Source organism: Bacillus sp. Au-Bac7 (assembly GCF_021341655.1).
GTDB lineage: Bacteria > Bacillota > Bacilli > Bacillales > Cytobacillaceae > Niallia.
On record NZ_JAJTTG010000001.1, the window covers coordinates 152,752 to 171,360 of the forward strand.

19 protein-coding genes are annotated in these 18,609 nt (G+C 38.7%); 14 read left to right on the forward strand and 5 right to left on the reverse strand.

The annotated features are described in order from the left end of the window. Window positions 1–137: 137 nt before the first annotated feature. Window positions 138–914, reverse strand: a complete 777-nt coding sequence (locus LXM54_RS00795; protein ID WP_233313144.1) for a DUF1189 domain-containing protein — start codon at window positions 912–914, stop codon at window positions 138–140. A gap of 133 nt (window positions 915–1,047) precedes the next feature. On the opposite strand from LXM54_RS00795, the gene LXM54_RS00800 reads away from it, so the two are divergent. Further along, window positions 1,048–1,530: a DUF456 domain-containing protein gene (locus LXM54_RS00800; protein WP_233313145.1), complete on the forward strand. Its 483-nt coding sequence runs from the start codon at window positions 1,048–1,050 to the stop codon at window positions 1,528–1,530. A 10-nt stretch (window positions 1,531–1,540) separates the two neighbouring features. Here LXM54_RS00800 and LXM54_RS00805 read toward each other — a convergent pair whose 3' ends face one another. Beyond that, window positions 1,541–2,236 (reverse strand): Crp/Fnr family transcriptional regulator, encoded by a 696-nt coding sequence (locus LXM54_RS00805; protein ID WP_233313146.1) that lies wholly within the window; start codon window positions 2,234–2,236, stop codon window positions 1,541–1,543. A gap of 427 nt (window positions 2,237–2,663) precedes the next feature. Here LXM54_RS00805 and LXM54_RS00810 point away from each other — a divergent pair, with 427 nt between their 5' ends. The 4 genes from LXM54_RS00810 to LXM54_RS00825 all read left to right on the forward strand — a co-directional run bounded on the left by LXM54_RS00810 (window position 2,664) and on the right by LXM54_RS00825 (window position 9,147). Further along, the gene (locus LXM54_RS00810; protein WP_233313147.1) at window positions 2,664–3,272 is read left to right on the forward strand and encodes a superoxide dismutase; all 609 of its coding nucleotides are present in this window, start codon (window positions 2,664–2,666) and stop codon (window positions 3,270–3,272) included. 144 nt (window positions 3,273–3,416) lie between these two features. After that, window positions 3,417–4,652 carry an MFS transporter gene (locus LXM54_RS00815; protein ID WP_233313148.1) on the forward strand — a complete coding sequence of 412 codons (1,236 nt, stop codon included), beginning with the start codon at window positions 3,417–3,419 and terminating at the stop codon, window positions 4,650–4,652. Between the two features lie 142 nt (window positions 4,653–4,794). Continuing rightward, window positions 4,795–6,882 carry a peptidoglycan D,D-transpeptidase FtsI family protein gene (locus LXM54_RS00820; RefSeq protein ID WP_233313149.1) on the forward strand — a complete coding sequence of 696 codons (2,088 nt, stop codon included), beginning with the start codon at window positions 4,795–4,797 and terminating at the stop codon, window positions 6,880–6,882. 183 nt (window positions 6,883–7,065) lie between these two features. Continuing rightward, a complete protein-coding gene (locus LXM54_RS00825) occupies window positions 7,066–9,147 on the forward strand; it encodes a peptidoglycan D,D-transpeptidase FtsI family protein (RefSeq protein ID WP_233313150.1) in 2,082 nt (693 codons plus the stop codon). Between the two features lie 44 nt (window positions 9,148–9,191). Here LXM54_RS00825 and LXM54_RS00830 read toward each other — a convergent pair whose 3' ends face one another. Both LXM54_RS00830 and LXM54_RS00835 read right to left on the reverse strand, forming a co-directional pair. Beyond that, window positions 9,192–9,695: a hypothetical protein gene (locus LXM54_RS00830; RefSeq protein ID WP_233313151.1), complete on the reverse strand. Its 504-nt coding sequence runs from the start codon at window positions 9,693–9,695 to the stop codon at window positions 9,192–9,194. Continuing rightward, the gene (locus LXM54_RS00835; protein ID WP_233313152.1) at window positions 9,688–10,086 is read right to left on the reverse strand and encodes a hypothetical protein; all 399 of its coding nucleotides are present in this window, start codon (window positions 10,084–10,086) and stop codon (window positions 9,688–9,690) included. The genes LXM54_RS00830 and LXM54_RS00835 overlap by 8 nt, the downstream gene beginning before the upstream one ends. A gap of 401 nt (window positions 10,087–10,487) precedes the next feature. Here LXM54_RS00835 and LXM54_RS00840 point away from each other — a divergent pair, with 401 nt between their 5' ends. The 7 genes from LXM54_RS00840 to LXM54_RS00870 all read left to right on the forward strand — a co-directional run bounded on the left by LXM54_RS00840 (window position 10,488) and on the right by LXM54_RS00870 (window position 16,150). Further along, window positions 10,488–11,183 carry a DUF4912 domain-containing protein gene (locus LXM54_RS00840; protein WP_233313153.1) on the forward strand — a complete coding sequence of 232 codons (696 nt, stop codon included), beginning with the start codon at window positions 10,488–10,490 and terminating at the stop codon, window positions 11,181–11,183. Beyond that, entirely contained in the window at window positions 11,180–13,588 is a 2,409-nt protein-coding gene (locus tag LXM54_RS00845) for a glycosyltransferase (protein WP_233313154.1), read from the forward strand. The genes LXM54_RS00840 and LXM54_RS00845 overlap by 4 nt, the downstream gene beginning before the upstream one ends. 28 nt (window positions 13,589–13,616) lie before the next feature. Then, the gene (locus tag LXM54_RS00850) at window positions 13,617–14,243 is read left to right on the forward strand and encodes a hypothetical protein (protein WP_233313155.1); all 627 of its coding nucleotides are present in this window, start codon (window positions 13,617–13,619) and stop codon (window positions 14,241–14,243) included. 68 nt (window positions 14,244–14,311) lie between these two features. After that, on the forward strand, window positions 14,312–14,461 hold the full coding sequence (gene rpmG / locus LXM54_RS00855; protein WP_101175018.1) for a 50S ribosomal protein L33: 150 nt from the start codon (window positions 14,312–14,314) through the stop codon (window positions 14,459–14,461). A 94-nt stretch (window positions 14,462–14,555) separates the two neighbouring features. Next, complete coding sequence (locus tag LXM54_RS00860) at window positions 14,556–15,134, forward strand: 5-formyltetrahydrofolate cyclo-ligase (RefSeq protein ID WP_233313156.1); 579 nt, start codon at window positions 14,556–14,558, stop codon at window positions 15,132–15,134. Continuing rightward, window positions 15,118–15,894 carry a DUF92 domain-containing protein gene (locus LXM54_RS00865; RefSeq protein WP_233313157.1) on the forward strand — a complete coding sequence of 259 codons (777 nt, stop codon included), beginning with the start codon at window positions 15,118–15,120 and terminating at the stop codon, window positions 15,892–15,894. The genes LXM54_RS00860 and LXM54_RS00865 overlap by 17 nt, the downstream gene beginning before the upstream one ends. A gap of 61 nt (window positions 15,895–15,955) precedes the next feature. Then, the gene (locus tag LXM54_RS00870) at window positions 15,956–16,150 is read left to right on the forward strand and encodes a hypothetical protein (RefSeq protein WP_233313158.1); all 195 of its coding nucleotides are present in this window, start codon (window positions 15,956–15,958) and stop codon (window positions 16,148–16,150) included. Window positions 16,151–16,218: 68 nt separating this feature from the next. On the opposite strand, the gene LXM54_RS00875 is transcribed toward LXM54_RS00870, so the two are convergent. Then, window positions 16,219–17,091, reverse strand: a complete 873-nt coding sequence (locus LXM54_RS00875) for a hypothetical protein (RefSeq protein WP_233313159.1) — start codon at window positions 17,089–17,091, stop codon at window positions 16,219–16,221. A gap of 241 nt (window positions 17,092–17,332) precedes the next feature. Here LXM54_RS00875 and LXM54_RS00880 point away from each other — a divergent pair, with 241 nt between their 5' ends. After that, window positions 17,333–17,536, forward strand: coding sequence for a YqgQ family protein (locus LXM54_RS00880; RefSeq protein WP_233313160.1), 204 nt, complete (start codon window positions 17,333–17,335; stop codon window positions 17,534–17,536). Between the two features lie 16 nt (window positions 17,537–17,552). Next, window positions 17,553–18,512 (forward strand): ROK family glucokinase, encoded by a 960-nt coding sequence (locus LXM54_RS00885; RefSeq protein WP_233313161.1) that lies wholly within the window; start codon window positions 17,553–17,555, stop codon window positions 18,510–18,512. The last annotated feature ends 97 nt before the right edge of the window (window positions 18,513–18,609 follow it).

Here is an 18,609-nt window from a genome sequence, read left to right on the forward strand (position 1 = left end):
CAGGACGCAAAATAGAAGGTGCTGGAGGGCGAGAAAGATTAAATAAAAAGACTGTCAACAGCTGTTTAGAAAGCTTGTCTACAGTCTTAGTGCCAATATAGATTTAGAGCAAACAAAAACGGGTATAATTCTAATGCTTATTCTTTTATCGGTTTTTTCGTTTCTATTTCTTTAATAGAAAGGAATACGATGAACAGGGAGATGAACCAATTAAGCATACTGCCGTTAGGTACATTTGTTTCCAAGCTATCCATGATGAAAAAGAAGATAGTCGGAATGGTCATACTGTAGACAGTAATCCTCCATGTTTGGCCATATGTTAATTCTCTTCCTAAAATTCTTGCAAAGACAGTTCCGAAAATCGCAAGAATGAATGCTTCAATTGCTTTAGAAGCTGCAAGGAAGATAAAGAAAATCACGGCCATTATACTCGTAAACAGTGGCACCATTGAATCAAAGGATTTCGCTAATGCTGCTAAATCGCTTTTAGATGCTTGGATATTTCCGAAATAGGAGTACTCAAACGACTGAGATTGTCCTGCTGTGACAATAACGAACTCTTTTGGAAGGAGAGCAACAGTATTGCCTGAAGAGCTGATGTTCTTTTCGTTATAGGTGCCTGTAGAATCAACGATAATTGTTAAGTCTTCTGTATTGGTTACGCTCGGCTCCTTCATATCAGAATGAAGCGTGTTGTCTTCAATTCGGAAGTCGGGAACATCTTCTTCCAATGTGGAAGCTAGTGTATGTATTCCTTCATTCATGCTTTTACTTAAATAATAGATGGTAGGGATAGAGGCGACAATCGAGAGGATCAGAAGAAAAGCGATTGTTTTCCAAATACCCTGTGAACGGAAGCTAGCTATATCTTTTGGTGAATAGATGCTCCGGTAAAACTGCTTAAAAATATTCATTCATTTGACACACCCTTATAAAGATTCATTACTATTTTATCTTTGCACAAATACATATACAAGCGTAAGCCGTTGATTGGCGAAAAAAACTATGTTAAACATAGGAAACTAAAAGATAATGGAGGCTATTAACGTGAATGTCATATATTGGGTTATTATAGGAGCTTTATTTGTAGTTGCGTATATAGGTTTGATTTATCCATTTATTCCAAGTGTTGTATTTATAATTGGAGGTTTTTTGTTGTATGGTCTTTTCTTTACCTTCCAAGAATTCTCTGTCTTGTTCTGGATTATTCAAGGGATGTTCGTTATTTTATTATTTATTGCTGATTATTTAACGAACCTTTTCAGTGTAAAGAAATATGGTGGTTCAAAGGCTGGTATTTGGGGTAGTACGATTGGTCTGATAGCAGGTCCATTTGTTATTCCTGTTGCCGGAATATTAATTGGTCCGTTCTTAGGAGCGGTTATCGCCGAATTGCTTGTAAATAAATCAAATTGGCAAGCAGCCCTTAGAGCAGGCGTCGGCTCTCTTGTCGGTTTTTTAGGAAGCGTCGCAGCAAAAGGGCTGATTCAGACCGTTATGATTGTCTATTTCCTTATCGCAGTTAATTAAAGAAACAGGACTAGTTTAGACCGCAAATCTCAATAGGGCAGTTTTGACAGTCTACCGCTTTTTTTAGGAAAGCAAGGTCCTTAACAGTAATTTTTTGAGAGGAGATAGAGATGATGCCGCCATCTCTAAGTTCCTTCATGGCTCTTTGAATAACTTCCCTTGTCCCAAATGTTAAATTTGCCAATTCCTGATGGGTAAGGGGGAAATCAATTAGTATACCATTTGCAGTTCTTTTTCCAAAAGAGTGACATAGCCGGATAAGAATGCTGTACAAGCTTCCTTTTTTACCATGCATGATTAAATCTTGGCATTTAATATTTGCTTTTAAGTAGCCTGTACTCAGCCATGCGGTAAGAGAGGCAAGCATTTTATGGTCATGCAGAGCAAAGTCTTCAAAGTCTGCTCTATCAATGATAAGAAGCTCAAAGTCTGTTATAGTTCTCGCAAAATGATAGTATTTCGGTGACTGCTTAAATAATAAGTATTCTAGCAGCAAATCCTCCTCATGGAGAATCTTCATGATAAATTCTTTGCCGTTTTCATGAATTCTGCCTACTGATAGTGTCCCCTCTAACAGGAGATAAATATTGGAAACAGGGTCACCCTCTTGAAACAGCAAGCTTCCCTTTTTAATGAATTGGACATTATTAATCGAAAAATAATGCTGCAATAGCAGACTGTAAAGCGATAGAGTCCCTTCCTTCATCTGTCGCACTCCCTTTGTTGTTTCTCTTTATGCTTCGATTAAAAAATATCGAGTATTTATTGTCAAATGGATTTTGTAATATATTGGAAGGTGAACCTGTCGTTTTTAAGTTAAAACCTATATATACCAACGAAAAGGAATAATGTGTCTATTTAGCGAATCTTTTGAAAGAAGGGATGTTTGTTTTTGCAACAATGTAGGTATAAAAGAAGAGTTCCTTTATATACTAAATTGGGGAATGACTGCAAAAACACAAAAGTCAGTTTTTCTTTTAAAAAATTCCTTGTAAATAAAGCAAAATAATTGAAAGGAATGGCTTAATTTGGTACTGTTTTATTTGAAGAACCTTCTCATGTAAATATTGTCAAAATAGTGATAAATTATATGGGAAGAAAAAAAATTACCTATACATAGGAGGAAAAAACAAATGGCTTTTTCATTACCGCAATTACCATACGCTTACGATGCATTAGAACCGCATATTGACAAAGAAACAATGAATATTCACCACACAAAACACCATAACACATATGTAACAAACTTAAACAACGCTCTAGAAGGAAATGCAGAACTTCTTTCTAAAACGGTTGAAGAGATCGTGTCAAACCTTGATGCAGTTCCAGAAGCAGCACGTACAGCTGTTCGTAACAACGGCGGCGGACATGCTAACCACTCTCTATTCTGGGAAGTTATTTCTCCAAATGGCGGCGGACAGCCTTCAGGTGATTTAGCATCTGCTATCGACAGCAAATTCGGAAGCTATGAAAACTTCAAAGAAGAGTTTGCTAAAGCTGCTACAACTCGTTTCGGTTCAGGCTGGGCATGGCTTGTAGTAAACAACGGTGAGTTGGAAGTAACAAGCACACCAAACCAAGACAGCCCGCTTATGGAAGGAAAAACTCCAATCCTAGGCTTGGATGTTTGGGAGCATGCTTACTACCTTAACTACCAAAACCGCCGTCCAGAGTATATTAATGCATTCTTCAATGTAATTAACTGGGAAGAAGTTACTAAGCGCTACACTGCAGCAAAATAAAACAAAAAACCTTGCTGGCCAATTTGGTCAGCAAGGTTTTTTGTTTTTCGCGAAAATCCTCCTATATCTGCACCATCCTTAATAAATGTTGTATAAGGAACACCCTTTTGTTAAAAACTAGCGAGACAAAGGGGAGTTTTTATCATGAAATTAGGGAATTTGATTGGCAATATCAAACTGACAAAGGAACTGGGACTGCTGCTGACAATCGGTGGACTTTATGCATTAAGCATAGCTCTTTCTAATACCTTTGTTAATATTTTCTTGTGGAAACAATCTGGAGAATTTAAAGATTTAGGGCTGTATAATATGGCTACAATTATTCTGCAGCTGATTACCTTCACCATTGCAGGCAGATGGGCAAAAAAAATTGACAGGGTCATCGTATTTAGAATTGGTGTCATTTTCCTGGCGTTGTTTTATTTGTCTGTACTGCTTATCGGTGATAAGGCATCTACTTATTTGCTGCTGTTAGGCTGTCTGCTTGGCATTGGCTATGGGTTTTATTGGCTTGCCTTTAATGTTCTGACATTTGAAGTTACAGAACCAGATACGAGAGATTTTTTTAACGGCTTTCTTGGCATTCTCGGCTCTGTTGGAGGGATGGTAGGTCCTATGCTGGCAGGGTTTATTATTTCAACCTTGAATAAAACAACTGGCTATATGATTGTGTTCGGAATTTCGCTCGGATTATTTTCATTAGCGGTGGTATTGAGCTTCTTTCTAAAACGAAGACCGGCAAGCGGCCAATATTTATTAAAACGAATTATCGAAGAACGAAAGAATGATGATAATTGGAAAAGTATTACCTATGCTCATTTTTTCCAAGGAATCAGAGAAGGAACGTATGCTTTTGTTATTACTGTGTTTGTGTTTATCGCAACAGGAAGTGAAATGGCGCTAGGCACATTTGGGCTCATTAATTCAGGCATTTCGTTCATCGCCTATTATATCGTGTCACGAAGCATCAAAAGTGAAAAGCGAAATAAGTCCATCCTGGTAGGCGGAATTCTGTTATTCTTGTCAATATTTATCATAGTATTTGACTTTTCATTCATTCGTCTTCTTATTTATTCAGGTATTATTGCCATTGCTTATCCATTAATCCTAGTCCCATATACAAGTCTGACATACGATGTAATCGGCCGCGGCTGGAATGCAGGGGAAATGCGGATAGAATATATTGTCGTCCGTGAAATGTTCTTGAATTTTGGACGGCTATTGTCTGTTCTAATCTTCATTGCAGGCGTAACTATGTTTAATCCGGAAAAATCCATCCCAGTGATGCTGTTTATTCTTGGAAGCGGACATTCAATCATTTATTTCTTTACGCGAAAAATTAAGCTTTCGCCTGCGCCTAGATTAAATGGGCAAGAATAGCAGGACACTATTTAACAAAGGTTCCTTATTTATAAGGAACCTTTGTTATTTTTGTGAATTTTGTTAAATTCTGATAGATAGAACCAGATTTTTACTTTAAAATAAAAGGAGTGAGAATGTCTAAAAAGAAAGGGTTAATTTTATGGGGGAAAAAAAGAGAAAAAGGAGATTTCAGCTGTCTTTACGGTTGAATCTATTATTTTTGCTGATATTTCTACTGTTTTCAACACTGATCCTTCGCTTAGGATTTGTCCAGATTGTTTACGGTGACGAATACAAGCGGAAAGTAGATAAAACAGAGGACATTGTTATCAGTACAACTGTTCCAAGAGGAGAAATATATGACAGGAACGGGAACAGCATTGTAAGCAATAAAGGGAAAAATGCCATTCTTTTTACAAACTGGAAGTATAAGCCGGATGAGTTGAATAAAACGGCAGAAAAGCTTGCAGACTTAATTGCTATGGATTCAAAGAAGGAGATTGACAAGATCACTGATATAGATAAAAAAGATTATTGGCTCTTATTGCATCCAAAAGAAGCAAAAGAAAAAGTAACTATTGAAGAAGATAATAAGCTAAAGGAAAAATTCAGCGAAAAGGACTATCAAAAGCAATTTAATGAGCTGCTTCGAAGCAAGGTAACGGCATCAGAAGTAGCAAGCTTATCTGCACATGACTTAGAATCCTTAGCCATTTACAGGCTGATGACGAGCGGCTATTATTATACGCCGATTGTCATCAAAAATGATGGTGTAACAGAAGAGGAGCTAGCTAAGGTCAGTGAGAATCTGTCCTCGATGCCTGGTGTCGATACAGCAAAAGACTGGGACCGAACATATGGGTATGGAGATACGCTGAAAACAGTTCTTGGGAAAGTCAGCTCCACGCAAAAAGGGATACCAGCAGAGCAAAAGGATGAATATCTCGCAAAAGGCTATAACATGAACGACCGTGTTGGTTTAAGCTATATTGAAAAACAATACGAAGATGTTTTAAGAGGGAAAAAGCAAGCAGTTGAATATGTGAAAGATAAAAAAGATCAAATTGTCTCATCTAATGTTATTTCAGAAGGTAAAGCGGGCAGTGATTTATTCCTGTCGATTGATATGAACCTCCAGCTTGAGGTTGAAAAAATTATTGAAGAAGAATTACGGAAGACAAAGGCAGGCTATGCAGGCACACAGTTTTTAGACAGAGCATTTGTCGTGCTGATGGACCCACATACAGGGGAAGTATTAACAATGGCGGGCAAGCAGCTTGTTAAAAACGACAAGACAGGTTTGCAGGAAGTACAGGATTTTGCATTAGGCAATATTACCACTTCCTATAATGTTGGTTCAGCAGTAAAGGGAGCAATGGTGCTTACTGGATATAAAGAAGGAGTTATTCGTCCTTACTCTATGATGCTTGATGAAGTGATGAGCATCAAGGACTCCCCTGATTTTAAATCTTGGAAGGTGATGAATACTATCAATGACCTTCAAGCATTGCAGCAATCCTCCAATGTATACATGGCCAAAACCGCCATTGCAATCGGAAAAGGCCATTATGCTAAAGGGCAGCCTCTTAGTGTGGAAACACAAGCATATACGACTATTCGTAATTCTTTTGGAGAAATGGGCTTAGGAGTTAGGACAGGAATTGATCTGCCTAATGAGATGGCTGGATTTAAAGGACCAGTAAAACCAAATCAGCCTGGGGATTTAATGTTCTTATCAATCGGTCAATATGACACGTACACAAATATGCAGCTTGCCCAATATATCTCGACAATTGCCAATGGTGGTTACCGAATTGAACCACATATCGTGAAGGAAATCAGAAGTTCTGGAAAAGGCAAAGAGAAATATGGTGTGATGGAGCATGAAATCAAGCCGAAGGTGTTAAATAAGCTAAATATGAAAGAAGAGTGGATGAATCAAGTGCAGAAGGGCTTCCGCATGGTGATGCAGCCTGGCGGAACTGGCAGTGTTTTTGCGGGAAGTTCTTATACTCCTGCAGGCAAAACAGGAACTGCACAAGCCTTTTATGACGGACCATTGCGAGAAAATTATGAAGAACCGCCCCAAGTAATGAATGTCAGCCTTGTTGCCTATGCTCCCTATGAAAACCCAGAGGTGGCAATGGCGGTAATGGTGCCTTGGGTCTATACAACAGACAACGGACCATCACCTAACTTAACAATCGGCAAGAAGGTAATGGATAAATATTTTGATATGAAAAAATAACAGGAATTTGCCTCGCAAATTCCTTGTTTTTTGTGTAATAATCGCTGTTTTTTCACAATATAGAAAGGTATTTAGAAGACAAATATCGACTTTGCAGGATATCCCAGCAGGTTATTAATAGAAATATTGAAGAGTTTCTATTACAATAGAGTGAGAAATGATTGTAGAAAGTGTGGTATTACATTGGGAAACAAGAAGAAAAAAAAGACGATTCCGATTCGCCTTAACATTATCTTTTTTGCTGTCTTTTTGCTCTTTTCTGCATTGATCCTGAGACTTGGTTTCGTGCAGATTGTATATGGTGATGAGTATAAGCGGGAACTGGAAAAAACAGAGGATGTAACAGTAGATACATCTGTGCCCCGCGGGAAAATCTATGATTCGACAGGAAAGGTTATTGTTGATAATCTCGCGAAAAATGCGATAACGTACACAAATACCGGTGTCTCTACTGAAAAAATGATGGAGACTGCCGAGGCGCTTGCGAAATATATAAAAAAGGATACAAAAAAAGTTACCGAACGTGACAAACAGGATTACTGGATATTAAAGCATCCGGAAGAAGCGGAAGCACTTGTTACGAAAGAGGAAAAAACTGCTCTTGCGGAAAAGTACACCGATTCAGATGAATATAACTCTCAAGTATATAAGCTGCAGCTTAAAAGGATCACGGAGGATAAACTAAAGTCTTTGACTGACGATGATTTAGAAGTTATAGCAATTTACCGAGAGTTTTCAAGCGGCTATAAACTGACACCACATATCGTCAAAAACGATAAAGTGACGAACAAAGAAATGGCAGTTGTAAGTGAAAACTTAACGTCTTTAAAAGGTGTCGATACAACAACAGACTGGGATAGAGATTACCCATTCGGCAAGACACTTGCTTCTGTTCTCGGCAGTGTGAGCTCTTCAGAGGAAGGCCTACCAGCTGAGTCGTTGGATTATTATCTTTCAAAAGGCTACAGCCGCAATGATCGTGTCGGCAAAAGTTATCTGGAACTTCAGTACGAAGATGTTTTAAAAGGACAGAAAGAAAAAGTCCGCAATGAGACAAACAGTGATGGAGAAATTACAGACACAGAAGTGATTACAGAAGGAAAACGCGGAAATGACCTTGTGCTTGCAATTGACATGGAGCTGCAGCAAAAAGTCGAAGACATCATTGAAAAGCAGCTGAAGGCAGCTAAACAAATGTCAGGAACAAAATTCCTTGACCGTGCTTATGTTGTTCTGATGGATCCAAACACAGGCGATGTGCTGACAATGGCAGGGAAAAGACTTGTAACAGAAGATGGAAAAACAAAGGTGAACGATGATGCTCTCGGCAATATTACGACATCCTACAACGTCGGATCTGTCGTTAAGGGTGCTACTGTTCTGACAGGCTATAATACTGGAGCAATCAGTCCGGGAACAGTTATTAATGATACACCTGTAAGAATAGGCGATACTATTAAGAGATCATGGACAACAATGGGGCCAATCAATGACTTAACAGCCTTGATGCGTTCATCAAACGTCTACATGTTCCAGACTGTTATGAAAATAGCAGGTGCTAGATATGTTTACGGCCAGCCTCTGTCTGTTGATGCAGAGGACTTCACAATAATGAGAAATGCGTACGCTCAATACGGGTTGGGAATTCGCACAGGCATCGACTTGCCGAATGAGCAGACAGGCTTTAAAGGAACAGAAACGTCAGTACCTGGTAAGCTTCTCGATCTTTCCATCGGTCAGTATGATACGTACACAAATATGCAGCTTGCCCAATATATTTCTACAATCGCAAATGGCGGGAACAGAATGGAACCGCATATCGTCAAGGAAATTAGAAGCCCTGTATCTGAAGAAGGCGAGCTTGGGGCAGTAGTTGACTCTGTTGAGCCAAAGGTTTTAAATACGATTGATGCAAAACCAGAGTGGATAAAAAGGGTGCAGACAGGCTTTAAGATGGTTGCCCAAAGTCCAAAAGGAACGGCATACACGTATTTAAGCGGCAAATCATACTCTCCTTCAGCTAAGACTGGTACGGCAGAGGCCTTCTATGATGGACCGCAAAAGAGCAACTATAAGACATTGCAGGAAGTAATGAACTTGAGCTTAGTAAGCTATGCACCTTCTGAAAATCCGGAAGTGGCAATGGCAGTCTTAGTTCCATGGGCATATAACGGCAGTGTTGACAATAAAGCAAACTTAAAAATAGGTGAAGAAGTATTAGATGCTTATTTTGATATGAAAAAAGAACGACAAAAAGAAAAATAAACGATAATGAGGGGCAGTCCAATTGGACTGCCCCTCATTATCGTTTATTTTGTTATCTTTTCAGCAATTTCTCTAAAGCTCATATCGCTGTATACACGGAAAGTGCCAACCTGCACTTTTGTATGATAGTCATTGTCAATTAAGAAAGCTTCAAACTCATCTTTATCTTTAATAATTTTCTCTTTTGTTAATGTATCAGCAATTTCGCCAGGACTCATACCACTTTTAATTTTGAGCTTATATGAGATTGGCTCATCAGCTTTCTCTGTTTCTGCTTGTTTTGCTTCCTCTGTTTCAGCTGCTTTTTTATCAGCTTTTGCCTGCTGGGCCGCTTTCTCGGCCTGTTCTTTAGCAGCAACGAGCTCTTCATAGTCTTCATTGGCAACTGTAGTAAAGCCTTTTGCAGAGAGAACTTTCTCTGCTTGCTCTGTTGTAATTTGTTTGTCTGTATCAGCCTTTTGGCTGCCAGTGTATACGGTGTATGCTCCAATGATGCTGGAGGCTGCGAACAGACCGAATGCAAAGGAACGCAAGCTTCGTTTATTCATTTGCAAATCCTCGCTTTACACCCTCTGTGATAATTTGCTGTACTTGACTAGTTGATAAGGAAGATTGAGAAGCAATTTTTTCAATGGAAACTCCTTGTGACGCAAGAGACCAAACCTGGTTTTTAATAATAGCATGAATGGGATTTGCACCCATTTCTATATTTGGCTGCTTGTCTGTAACAGGGATGGCAGGACTCATATCCATATCGTCTATCAACAGCTCTTCCTCAAGCACCTTCAGCTTCTTTTTTATTTTATATATTTCTTGTACTTGTTGGATGGACAGCTGGTCTATATCCTCTTGCAGCTTTTTATAGGGGTCCTTCATAAATAAAGATACAATAAAAAGAAGAACAGATATCCCCAATAAACTAAACATTAAAATGAACAAAATGAGACACCTCTGCTAAAAAATTTGTAATTTACAAGACTTTTTCATTCTACCACTACCTTTCAACATTTCCCAACAGTAATTTCAAGCAAGCAAGTGTGCGGCAGACAAGTTTATAAGCGGCAGCAAAAAATGTCGGATACAAACTAATTTTATTAATAGTCATTGTCGAATTGCTGTTTTTTATTCAACAGACAAAATTTTTTATGCTGCTTCAAGGTAATAGGGATAAACATTAGCATGATACGACAAATTCCGTTTATTGTGGCTTCTATCATTCGGTGATAACATATAGGAAGAAGGAAGAATCAGTAAATCGACACAAAAGGAATCCTGATAAATCAACCAATACGATAATAGCTAAAACATAATACAGTATTAAATGAAAGGTGCTGATTCCATTGTTAGAACAAATAGTTAATTTAAGGAAGGAAGGCTTGTCTTTCCGAAAAATTGCGAAAGAACTGGATATGAGCCTTGGAAAGGTGCAATATCAGTGGGGGAAGTATTTGAAAGAAGCGGAAAAGGCAGAGCAGACAGAAGGCGCTTCTCCTAAAGAATATGCCGATAACAGTGCTGTTATGTCCCCTTTTTTATGGACAAGCATTCAAACATTAAAAAAGAGTAATGGCATGGAAGCATGGCTTGCAGGAGAAAACAGAGCACTAATTTTCTGGAGCATACCAGCATCAAAGTGGAACTTAATTTCTTCCTACTGCGGCTTTCTTAATGATGACTTATCGCTAAAGCTGCGTGTCTATGATATCACGAGCATATATTTCGATGGCAGCAATGCACATGCTACCGATGAAATTCAGCTTGATCGTGACAAGAATCAACTCGTTTTGGAAGGATTACAGCCAAATAGAAGTTACTGTTTTGAAGTCGGGATACAGGATGGTAGCGGAGCTCTCATGCCAATTCTGCAGTCTAATCCTATTCATACACCAAGAACAAGTGCAGACCAAGCAGGTGAAAATGCAAAGGATGTAATAGCATGGAGCGAAGGAAAAACTCCACTTCCTAATTGGATTGAGCATGTTAGCACATACAGTTATTATGAGACAGCGGTAAAGGAGAGTGTGAAGAAGCAATGAACGTATCCTATTTTCAGCTAATCGTTCATGCAGAGCTTCCTGTCATGAATTATTATTCCAGCAATAAAGAAGACAGACAGTCTTTTCATATAGCTTCGATAGCTTTGCTTACTTTTTTAAAGAACATGGAAAAGAAGGCAGTGCCATACAGCGTTTCCCTTGCATTGCCACCGATTTATTTAGAATTGGCAGAAACAGAAGATTACCAAAAAGAAATAACTGAATTTTTAGAAAAAAATAAATGGAAATGGGAAGAAGAATACTCCTACTGGCTCAAGATTGACAGGAATATAACAGCAACCATTAAGAAATTGGTACATGACCATAAAATAGAGATATTGGCCACATCTGCGTCCTATTCCTCTCTTACAGCTCTGTCAACGGTAAATGGTGTGAAACTCCAAATTGAAACAGGAATTTCCATTATAGAAGACCATTTAAATATTCGTCCAAATGGATTTTGGCTTCCAAATGGCGCCTTTTCACCAGGCATTGATTTGCATCTTAAAAAGGCGGGGATTGGATATAGCTTTGTGTATGACAAAACTTTAGCCATCACAGATCCTGTTCCTAAAGCAGAAGGTTTGCCAGTGAAATCACCTCATGATATATGCATGATACCATTAAGACAATGGTCTGACGTCAAGGAGACGGGAAGTTTATTTACAGGTTTGCCGAAAACAAAAGATATTCCTGCGATGACAGCAATTGCTGTGAGTGTAGCCGAGATTAATGAGTTTTCACAAGAATTAACGAAGGACTTCGTGGAAAATGATTCGATTATGCCGTTATCACCAGAAGCATATATTCGTCAATTTAGCGGGAATTTAGAGAAGGTTCATATTAGTTCCTCCTTTTTTAATCAGAAGAAGTTAAATAGAATACACGAAGATGGAAAGAGCTATGCTAGACTGTCCTTCCTTGAAAAAGAGGTTACAGCCTGGCGGGAGCAGAAGCTTTCTGACTGTGCTGACAGGGTCGTTAAACAGCTGGAAAAGGAATGGCTCATGCTTCATGCTATTGTTAATCAACTGGATTATCCAGATAACCTGCAGCACAATCATTGGGAAGCAGCTGATAAGCTGAGTGTCTTTTTGAAAGACAGTATAGAAAAAGCATGGTTAGAAGAACGAGAAAGTAAACACGCTATCTTCCGTGCAGTTCCTGCTTACCAAAAGGAAATGAATAACCCCTTTGCACAAGGGGGAAGCAAGAAAAAAATTCTGATTCTTTCATGGGAATACCCACCCAATATTATTGGAGGACTTGGAACACATGTAGCTGGGTTAGCAGAAACATTAGCCAAACAATATGAAGTTCATGTAATCACGTCACAAGACATGAATCAAGAATTAGTTGATGAACAGGTAAGTCCTTCCTTGTATGTGTATCGAGTGAAGCCGCTGCATCAGCGGGAAAAGAACTTTATAACTTGGATTGGCGGCTTAAATATAAGCATGTGGGAAAAAGCCTTAGACTTAGCAGCTAACCATCATTTTGAGCTAATTCAAGGCCATGATTGGCTCATCGGAGCAGCAGCTACAGCAATAAAGACAGAACTAGGCATTCCGTTAGTTACAACTATGCACGCAACAGAGCATGGAAGAAACGGCGGCATCTATACAGAAATGCAAAAATTTATTCATGAAAAGGAACAGCAGCTAATCAATGCGTCCGATTCAGTAATTGTCTGCAGTGAGTACATGAAAACAGAAGTGTCTTCGTTATTTGCTGTAAGTGAAAACAAACTTAATGTTATTCCAAACGGAATTAAGTTGGAAAATAATCAGCCAGCCTTAAATTCAGCAGAAGAATTGGGATTGGATCCAAATAAGAAGACGGTTTTTGCGCTAGGAAGAATGGTGAAGGAAAAAGGATTTGAAACATTGCTTGAAGCAGCTACACGTCTTAAAATCAAGGATATTCAATTTGTTCTTGCGGGTGCTGGTCCAATGTTTAATGAATATAAACAATATATTGCTGCAAATGGTTTATCGGACAAGGTTCACTTGATTGGCTACTTACCGGAAGACAGAAAAAATGGTTTCTTCCAAGTAGCAGACATTGTTGTCATTCCAAGCCATTATGAACCTTTCGGCATTGTTGCTTTAGAATCGCTGTGTTTTGAGAAACCGACAATCGTATCCAACACGGGCGGCTTAAAAGGGATAGTAGAGCATGGTAAGACAGGGATGCTTATGGAACCAGGGAATACTGAAAGTATGTTAGAACAATTGCAATCCTTAATCGATGACCCACTTATGGCATTGGAGATTGGAAAAAATGGCAGGGCGATTGTAGAAAAGCTGTTTGGCTGGAACAGAGTCGGCGATGAAACCTCAAGGGTGTTTGAAGAAGCAATCCTAAATAAGAGGATGGCAGAAACGGCAGCTACTATGGAATAAAAAAAATAGGAAAAAAAGGTGAAGAAGGATGAAAACGGAGATTTCTTTACAGTCTGATTATCAGAATTTCGGCAAAGAAATGACAAGAGGAAAATTGGTCAATACTCCAGGCATTTGGATTAACGGCAAAATCTGCTGGCTTCAGAACGGTTATGAGAAATTACTGCCAGAATACGCAGTCTCTGTTCATGTAAAGAGCGTTCAAAAACATTCTAAAGTCCAATATAATGAGATATTTGTAAGAAATCATTCGAAAGAGGCTATAGATGTGAAGGTTCTGCTGCTAAGTTATTACTCCCAATCAAATCAGGACCACCTCGCCTTCGTTTCACCGACAGACAATGTTGTCTTCCATTCTGTCGATGACCAGCTAATACTAGTAAATGGCGAGTTTAATGGGAAGAGCTTGGAACAGAGAACCGTTCAGCCACTATGGAACGTTCATACAGATCTAATTTGGAAGAATCAGCAAAAAGGCAGCTTAAAATACTTACCAATGGGTAAAGGTGGATATGTCAGCATCTGTTCCCTTAACATGAATCTAGCAGCTCAAACCTCGAGTACGAGCAGAGCATGGACTATATATGGGAAAGATAAAGAAGAGCTTATGGATTTAAATCACATTCTATTGAAAAACAGTACTAGCATTTCGTGAAAAAAAATGTTATCATATAAAAGTCGTATGCACGAACTAGTATAGCAATAGTTTGGAGGGAAATAACCATGCGTGTCAACATTACGTTAGCTTGCACAGAATGTGGAGATCGTAACTACATTTCTAAAAAAAATAAACGAAATAACCCAGACCGTCTTGAGCTTAAAAAATATTGCTCAAGAGAAAAACGCACAACAACACATCGCGAAACAAAATAAGACAGAGGGGGGTATCCCTTCTGTTTTTTTTGTATATAAAAAAAATCCTAAAGCATTACATATGAAAAAAGCATAACCAAGGAGTGAAATCAAGATGACGGAGACAAAAAAAGAGATAAGAACAAGAATACTCAAAGAATTGCAGTCTTTATCTAAGCCTGTATATGAGCAGCTATCCTACGAAATTGCCCAAAATTTATACAAGCATCCATTGTTTCAAAATGCTCGTCATATTGGTTTAACCATTTCCAAATCACCAGAAGTGGATACACTGCAAATAATCCGCACAGCCTGGGCCGAAGGGAAAAAAGTCAGTGTGCCAAAATGTCTGCCGAGCACGAAAGAAATGGTATTTCGGCAGTTAGACCGTTTTGACCAGCTTGAAACTGTATACAGCGGGCTTTATGAACCAATTGAATCAGAAACAGCTTTAACAGAAGGCGATGAAATGGATCTGGTGCTTGTACCAGGAGTTGCTTATGCAGCAAACGGTTATCGAATTGGGTTTGGTGGAGGCTACTATGACCGCTATCTCCTAAATTATCATGGAAATACGATTTCATTAGCGATGGATTGCCAATTGGAAGATTCTATCCCGGCAGAAGCTCATGATATTCCTGTACAGCATTTGATTACAAATAAAGGAGTAATTGCTATTGGGACAAATAATTAGCATTCTCATTATCCTTATTGCTGTATACCTAGCATGGAAGGAAGGGTTTCTTAACAAAAGCGGCAGTATTGCAGCCTTTTTTGTCGGTCTAGGTATCCAATTAGGTTTCCACTATCAAGGATTTATCCTCCTAGGTGTTTTTTTTCTTACCTCCAGTCTTTTGTCAAAATATAAAAAAGACAAAAAAGCAAGAGTGGAAGAAATGCATGAAAAAGGCTCTACAAGAGACTATATGCAAGTACTTGCAAACGGTGGTGCAGCAGCACTAGTCAGTCTTTTTTACGGCTGGAGCGGAAGTCATGAGCTGATTATTCTTTTCGCTGTCCTGCTTGCCGCAGCCAATTCTGACACTTGGGCATCAGAAATTGGCCCTCTAAGCAAAAGCAAACCATTCTCGCTTAGAACCTTTAGCAGAGCAAAAGCTGGCACATCTGGGGCAATGAGTTTACTCGGTACAATAGCAGGTTTTTTTGGTTCCTTGTTGATTGGTTTTTGCGCTTATTTGCTATTCCCTATAAGTGTAAATGAATTTCTGCTGATTTCTTTATTTGGATTTATCGGCAATATTATTGACACCTTACTGGGGGCTTATGTTCAAGCAGAATATCAATGTACAGTTTGCGGAGCAAAAGTAGAAAAACGAGTGCATCATGCTAGAGAAGCAAAACAGATAAAGGGTTTTTCTTTTCTTAACAATGATGCTGTCAATATTTTGTCAGGTGTGCTTGCAGCCTGCCTTGCTGCTTTATTTGTTCTTTAAGCAAAAAAGTTTGGATAAAAAAGAGCGGCTTTTCCTAAACTAATCAATAGGAGGGATGAAAATGCCGAAAATTTTATCCATTTTATTGATTGGTATTGGCGGTTATTTTTTGTTAACTAGAAGATACCGAATTATTAACACGGTGTTAAAAAGTCCGATGATTAGACAATATTTAATCAAAATTGTCATGAATCTCCCAGGCTTACGCAACAAAATGATGAGCAATGTTTTCTCAAAACCAACTGTTTATCAATAAAAGACCTATTTAGGTCTTTTTTACTTGCTTAGTTCAACAAGAAAACCCCCATCACAGGGGGCTGAGGACTATAATGTGGAAATTTGCTGTCTTAATAGGACAGGCTGATTATCTCCCGTTGTAAACACTACAAGCAGATGATCTTTTGCTAACAGAATAACTGGAACAGTACTCCCAACAGGTTTTGTCACAGTTCCATCCTCTTTTGTAATTCCCAGGAAATAATTTTTATATAAACCTTCTGTAAGCTGACCGATAATCTTTGCCGTTTGTTCTTGTGTAAAACCTGGAATAGGTTTGTCATTATAGTCTGCAAGCTCTGTTAATAGTATTCTGTTTGGATATTCTGCCAAAGGTATAGAATAATGTTTTACAGCCTCATTTAATTGATACTCAATCACATCTGCTGTTTCGTCATCTAAAGTATTTTTCCATTGTTTTTCTGCCTCTGTCCGCGGTGCTGTAAAGCCGAGAGGGGTTTGGTCGAATTTTGAATTGATGACATACAAATGATTAGCGGAAAGTTTTTGAGAGCTGAAGATATTGTCATTTTCATCATGAATTTCGGCATAATGAAAGGCGACTGCCTGGAACAGGCGGCTATCTCGTTCGACGACCGTCTTATGCTCTGTCAGCTCCATTGTATTTTGCTTCCACGCTCCCATCGTGTTTATAAGTCGGCCGTTTGCATATAACAACCCCATGTTTTGTCTTAAATAGGCCTTTTTATTTACAATGCTTTTTGTCTCCCATTCGACACTATATTCATCATATCTTTGCTTTCCAAGCTGTAAATTCGTAACTGCTGTCGGAAAGGATACGCTCGGGTCAATTGGAAAATATGTAATGCTCTCTTTTGCAATTTGATTTTGCTGAAAAAAATAAACGGAACTTATAATGATAACAAGGCAAATGCTTAAAACGATAAAATCTTTTTTCAATAGCAGCACCACTTTTCCTGTTAGATAAACATTTTCAGGACAACCTTATACTCTTGTTCCAATATATGAAGAATCAGGTGCAGAAATTCGTTATTTTTGCAGATTTCCCTAGCAGACATAAATGAAAATGATTAATATCTCGTTCTTGAGTAAAAGCGATATTTGAATTATACTAAAAAATGAAAACGATTTAATTAGGAAGGATATTCCCTGATGTTTAGGGAGGTTTTTAGGGATAGAAATGAAGACGATATACGATGTGCAGCAATTTTTGAAAAGGTTCGGTACCATAATATACGTAGGAGACAGATTAGGTGATTTGGAGCTGATGAAAGCAGAATTAGAAGAGCTCCGTCATACAGAAATCATAGAGAAACAAGATTTTGATATGGCTGTTCTACTACTAAATCAAGGAATACAACAATTAAAAGAGAAACAGAAATAGAATGGGGAGAATGCAGATGCAGGAAAAATGGGTGGTTGGAATCGATCTTGGCGGTACGACTGTGAAAATTGCTTTCTTGACAACAGATGGCAATATGATTGATAACTGGGAGATCCCTACAGATAATTCAAATGAGGGTGCGAACATCACTAGTGATATTGCTAAATCTGTTCATGAGAAGCTTGCTGAATGGAATCATAACAAGGAAGATGTGCTTGGTGCGGGTATGGGAGCACCAGGTCCGTTTGATTATAAAACAGGTATCATCTACAATACAGTGAATCTTAGCTGGCCGGATAATTTTCCGCTGAAGGCTAATTTAGAGAGAGATCTTGGCTTGCCTGTCATCCTTGATAATGACGCAAATTGTGCAGCCCTTGGTGAGATGTGGAAGGGTGCAGGTGAAGGTTATAAGAATCTTGTTTGCGTCACATTAGGCACTGGAGTTGGCGGCGGTATTATCGTTGATGGAAAGATTGTTCAAGGGGCCAAGGGAGCTGCTGGTGAAATCGGCCACATTACTTCCATCATCGAAAATGGTGCACCTTGCAACTGTGGAAAAACAGGCTGTCTTGAAACGATCTCGTCTGCAACAGGAATTGTTCGGATTGCCAGAGAGCGATTGAATGAAAATCCTGATAGCAGTCTGCACCAAATCCTAACAAATAACGGTACAATCTCTGCAAAGGATGTATTTGATCAAGCAAATGCCGGAGATGAACTTGCAAATGAGGTAGTTTCCTTTGTAGCTTCACATCTAGGTTTAGCCCTTGCTAATATTGCAAACACATTAAATCCGGAGAGAATTGTGCTTGGCGGCGGAGTGTCAAAAGCAGGAGATATTTTATTAAAGCCTGTTAACGAGTACTTCCAGAAATATTCTTTCAAAGCTGTTGCCCAGTCAACACTTATCGATGTAGCTACATTGGGGAATACTGCAGGTGTTATCGGCGCAGCATGGCTTGCAAATAAATAATATTATTTTGATCTGTTCATATGAACAGATCTTTTTTATGTTACAGTTGGTATAAATTGGGTGTTGTTAGGAAGCGGATGTTTCATGAAGATGAATC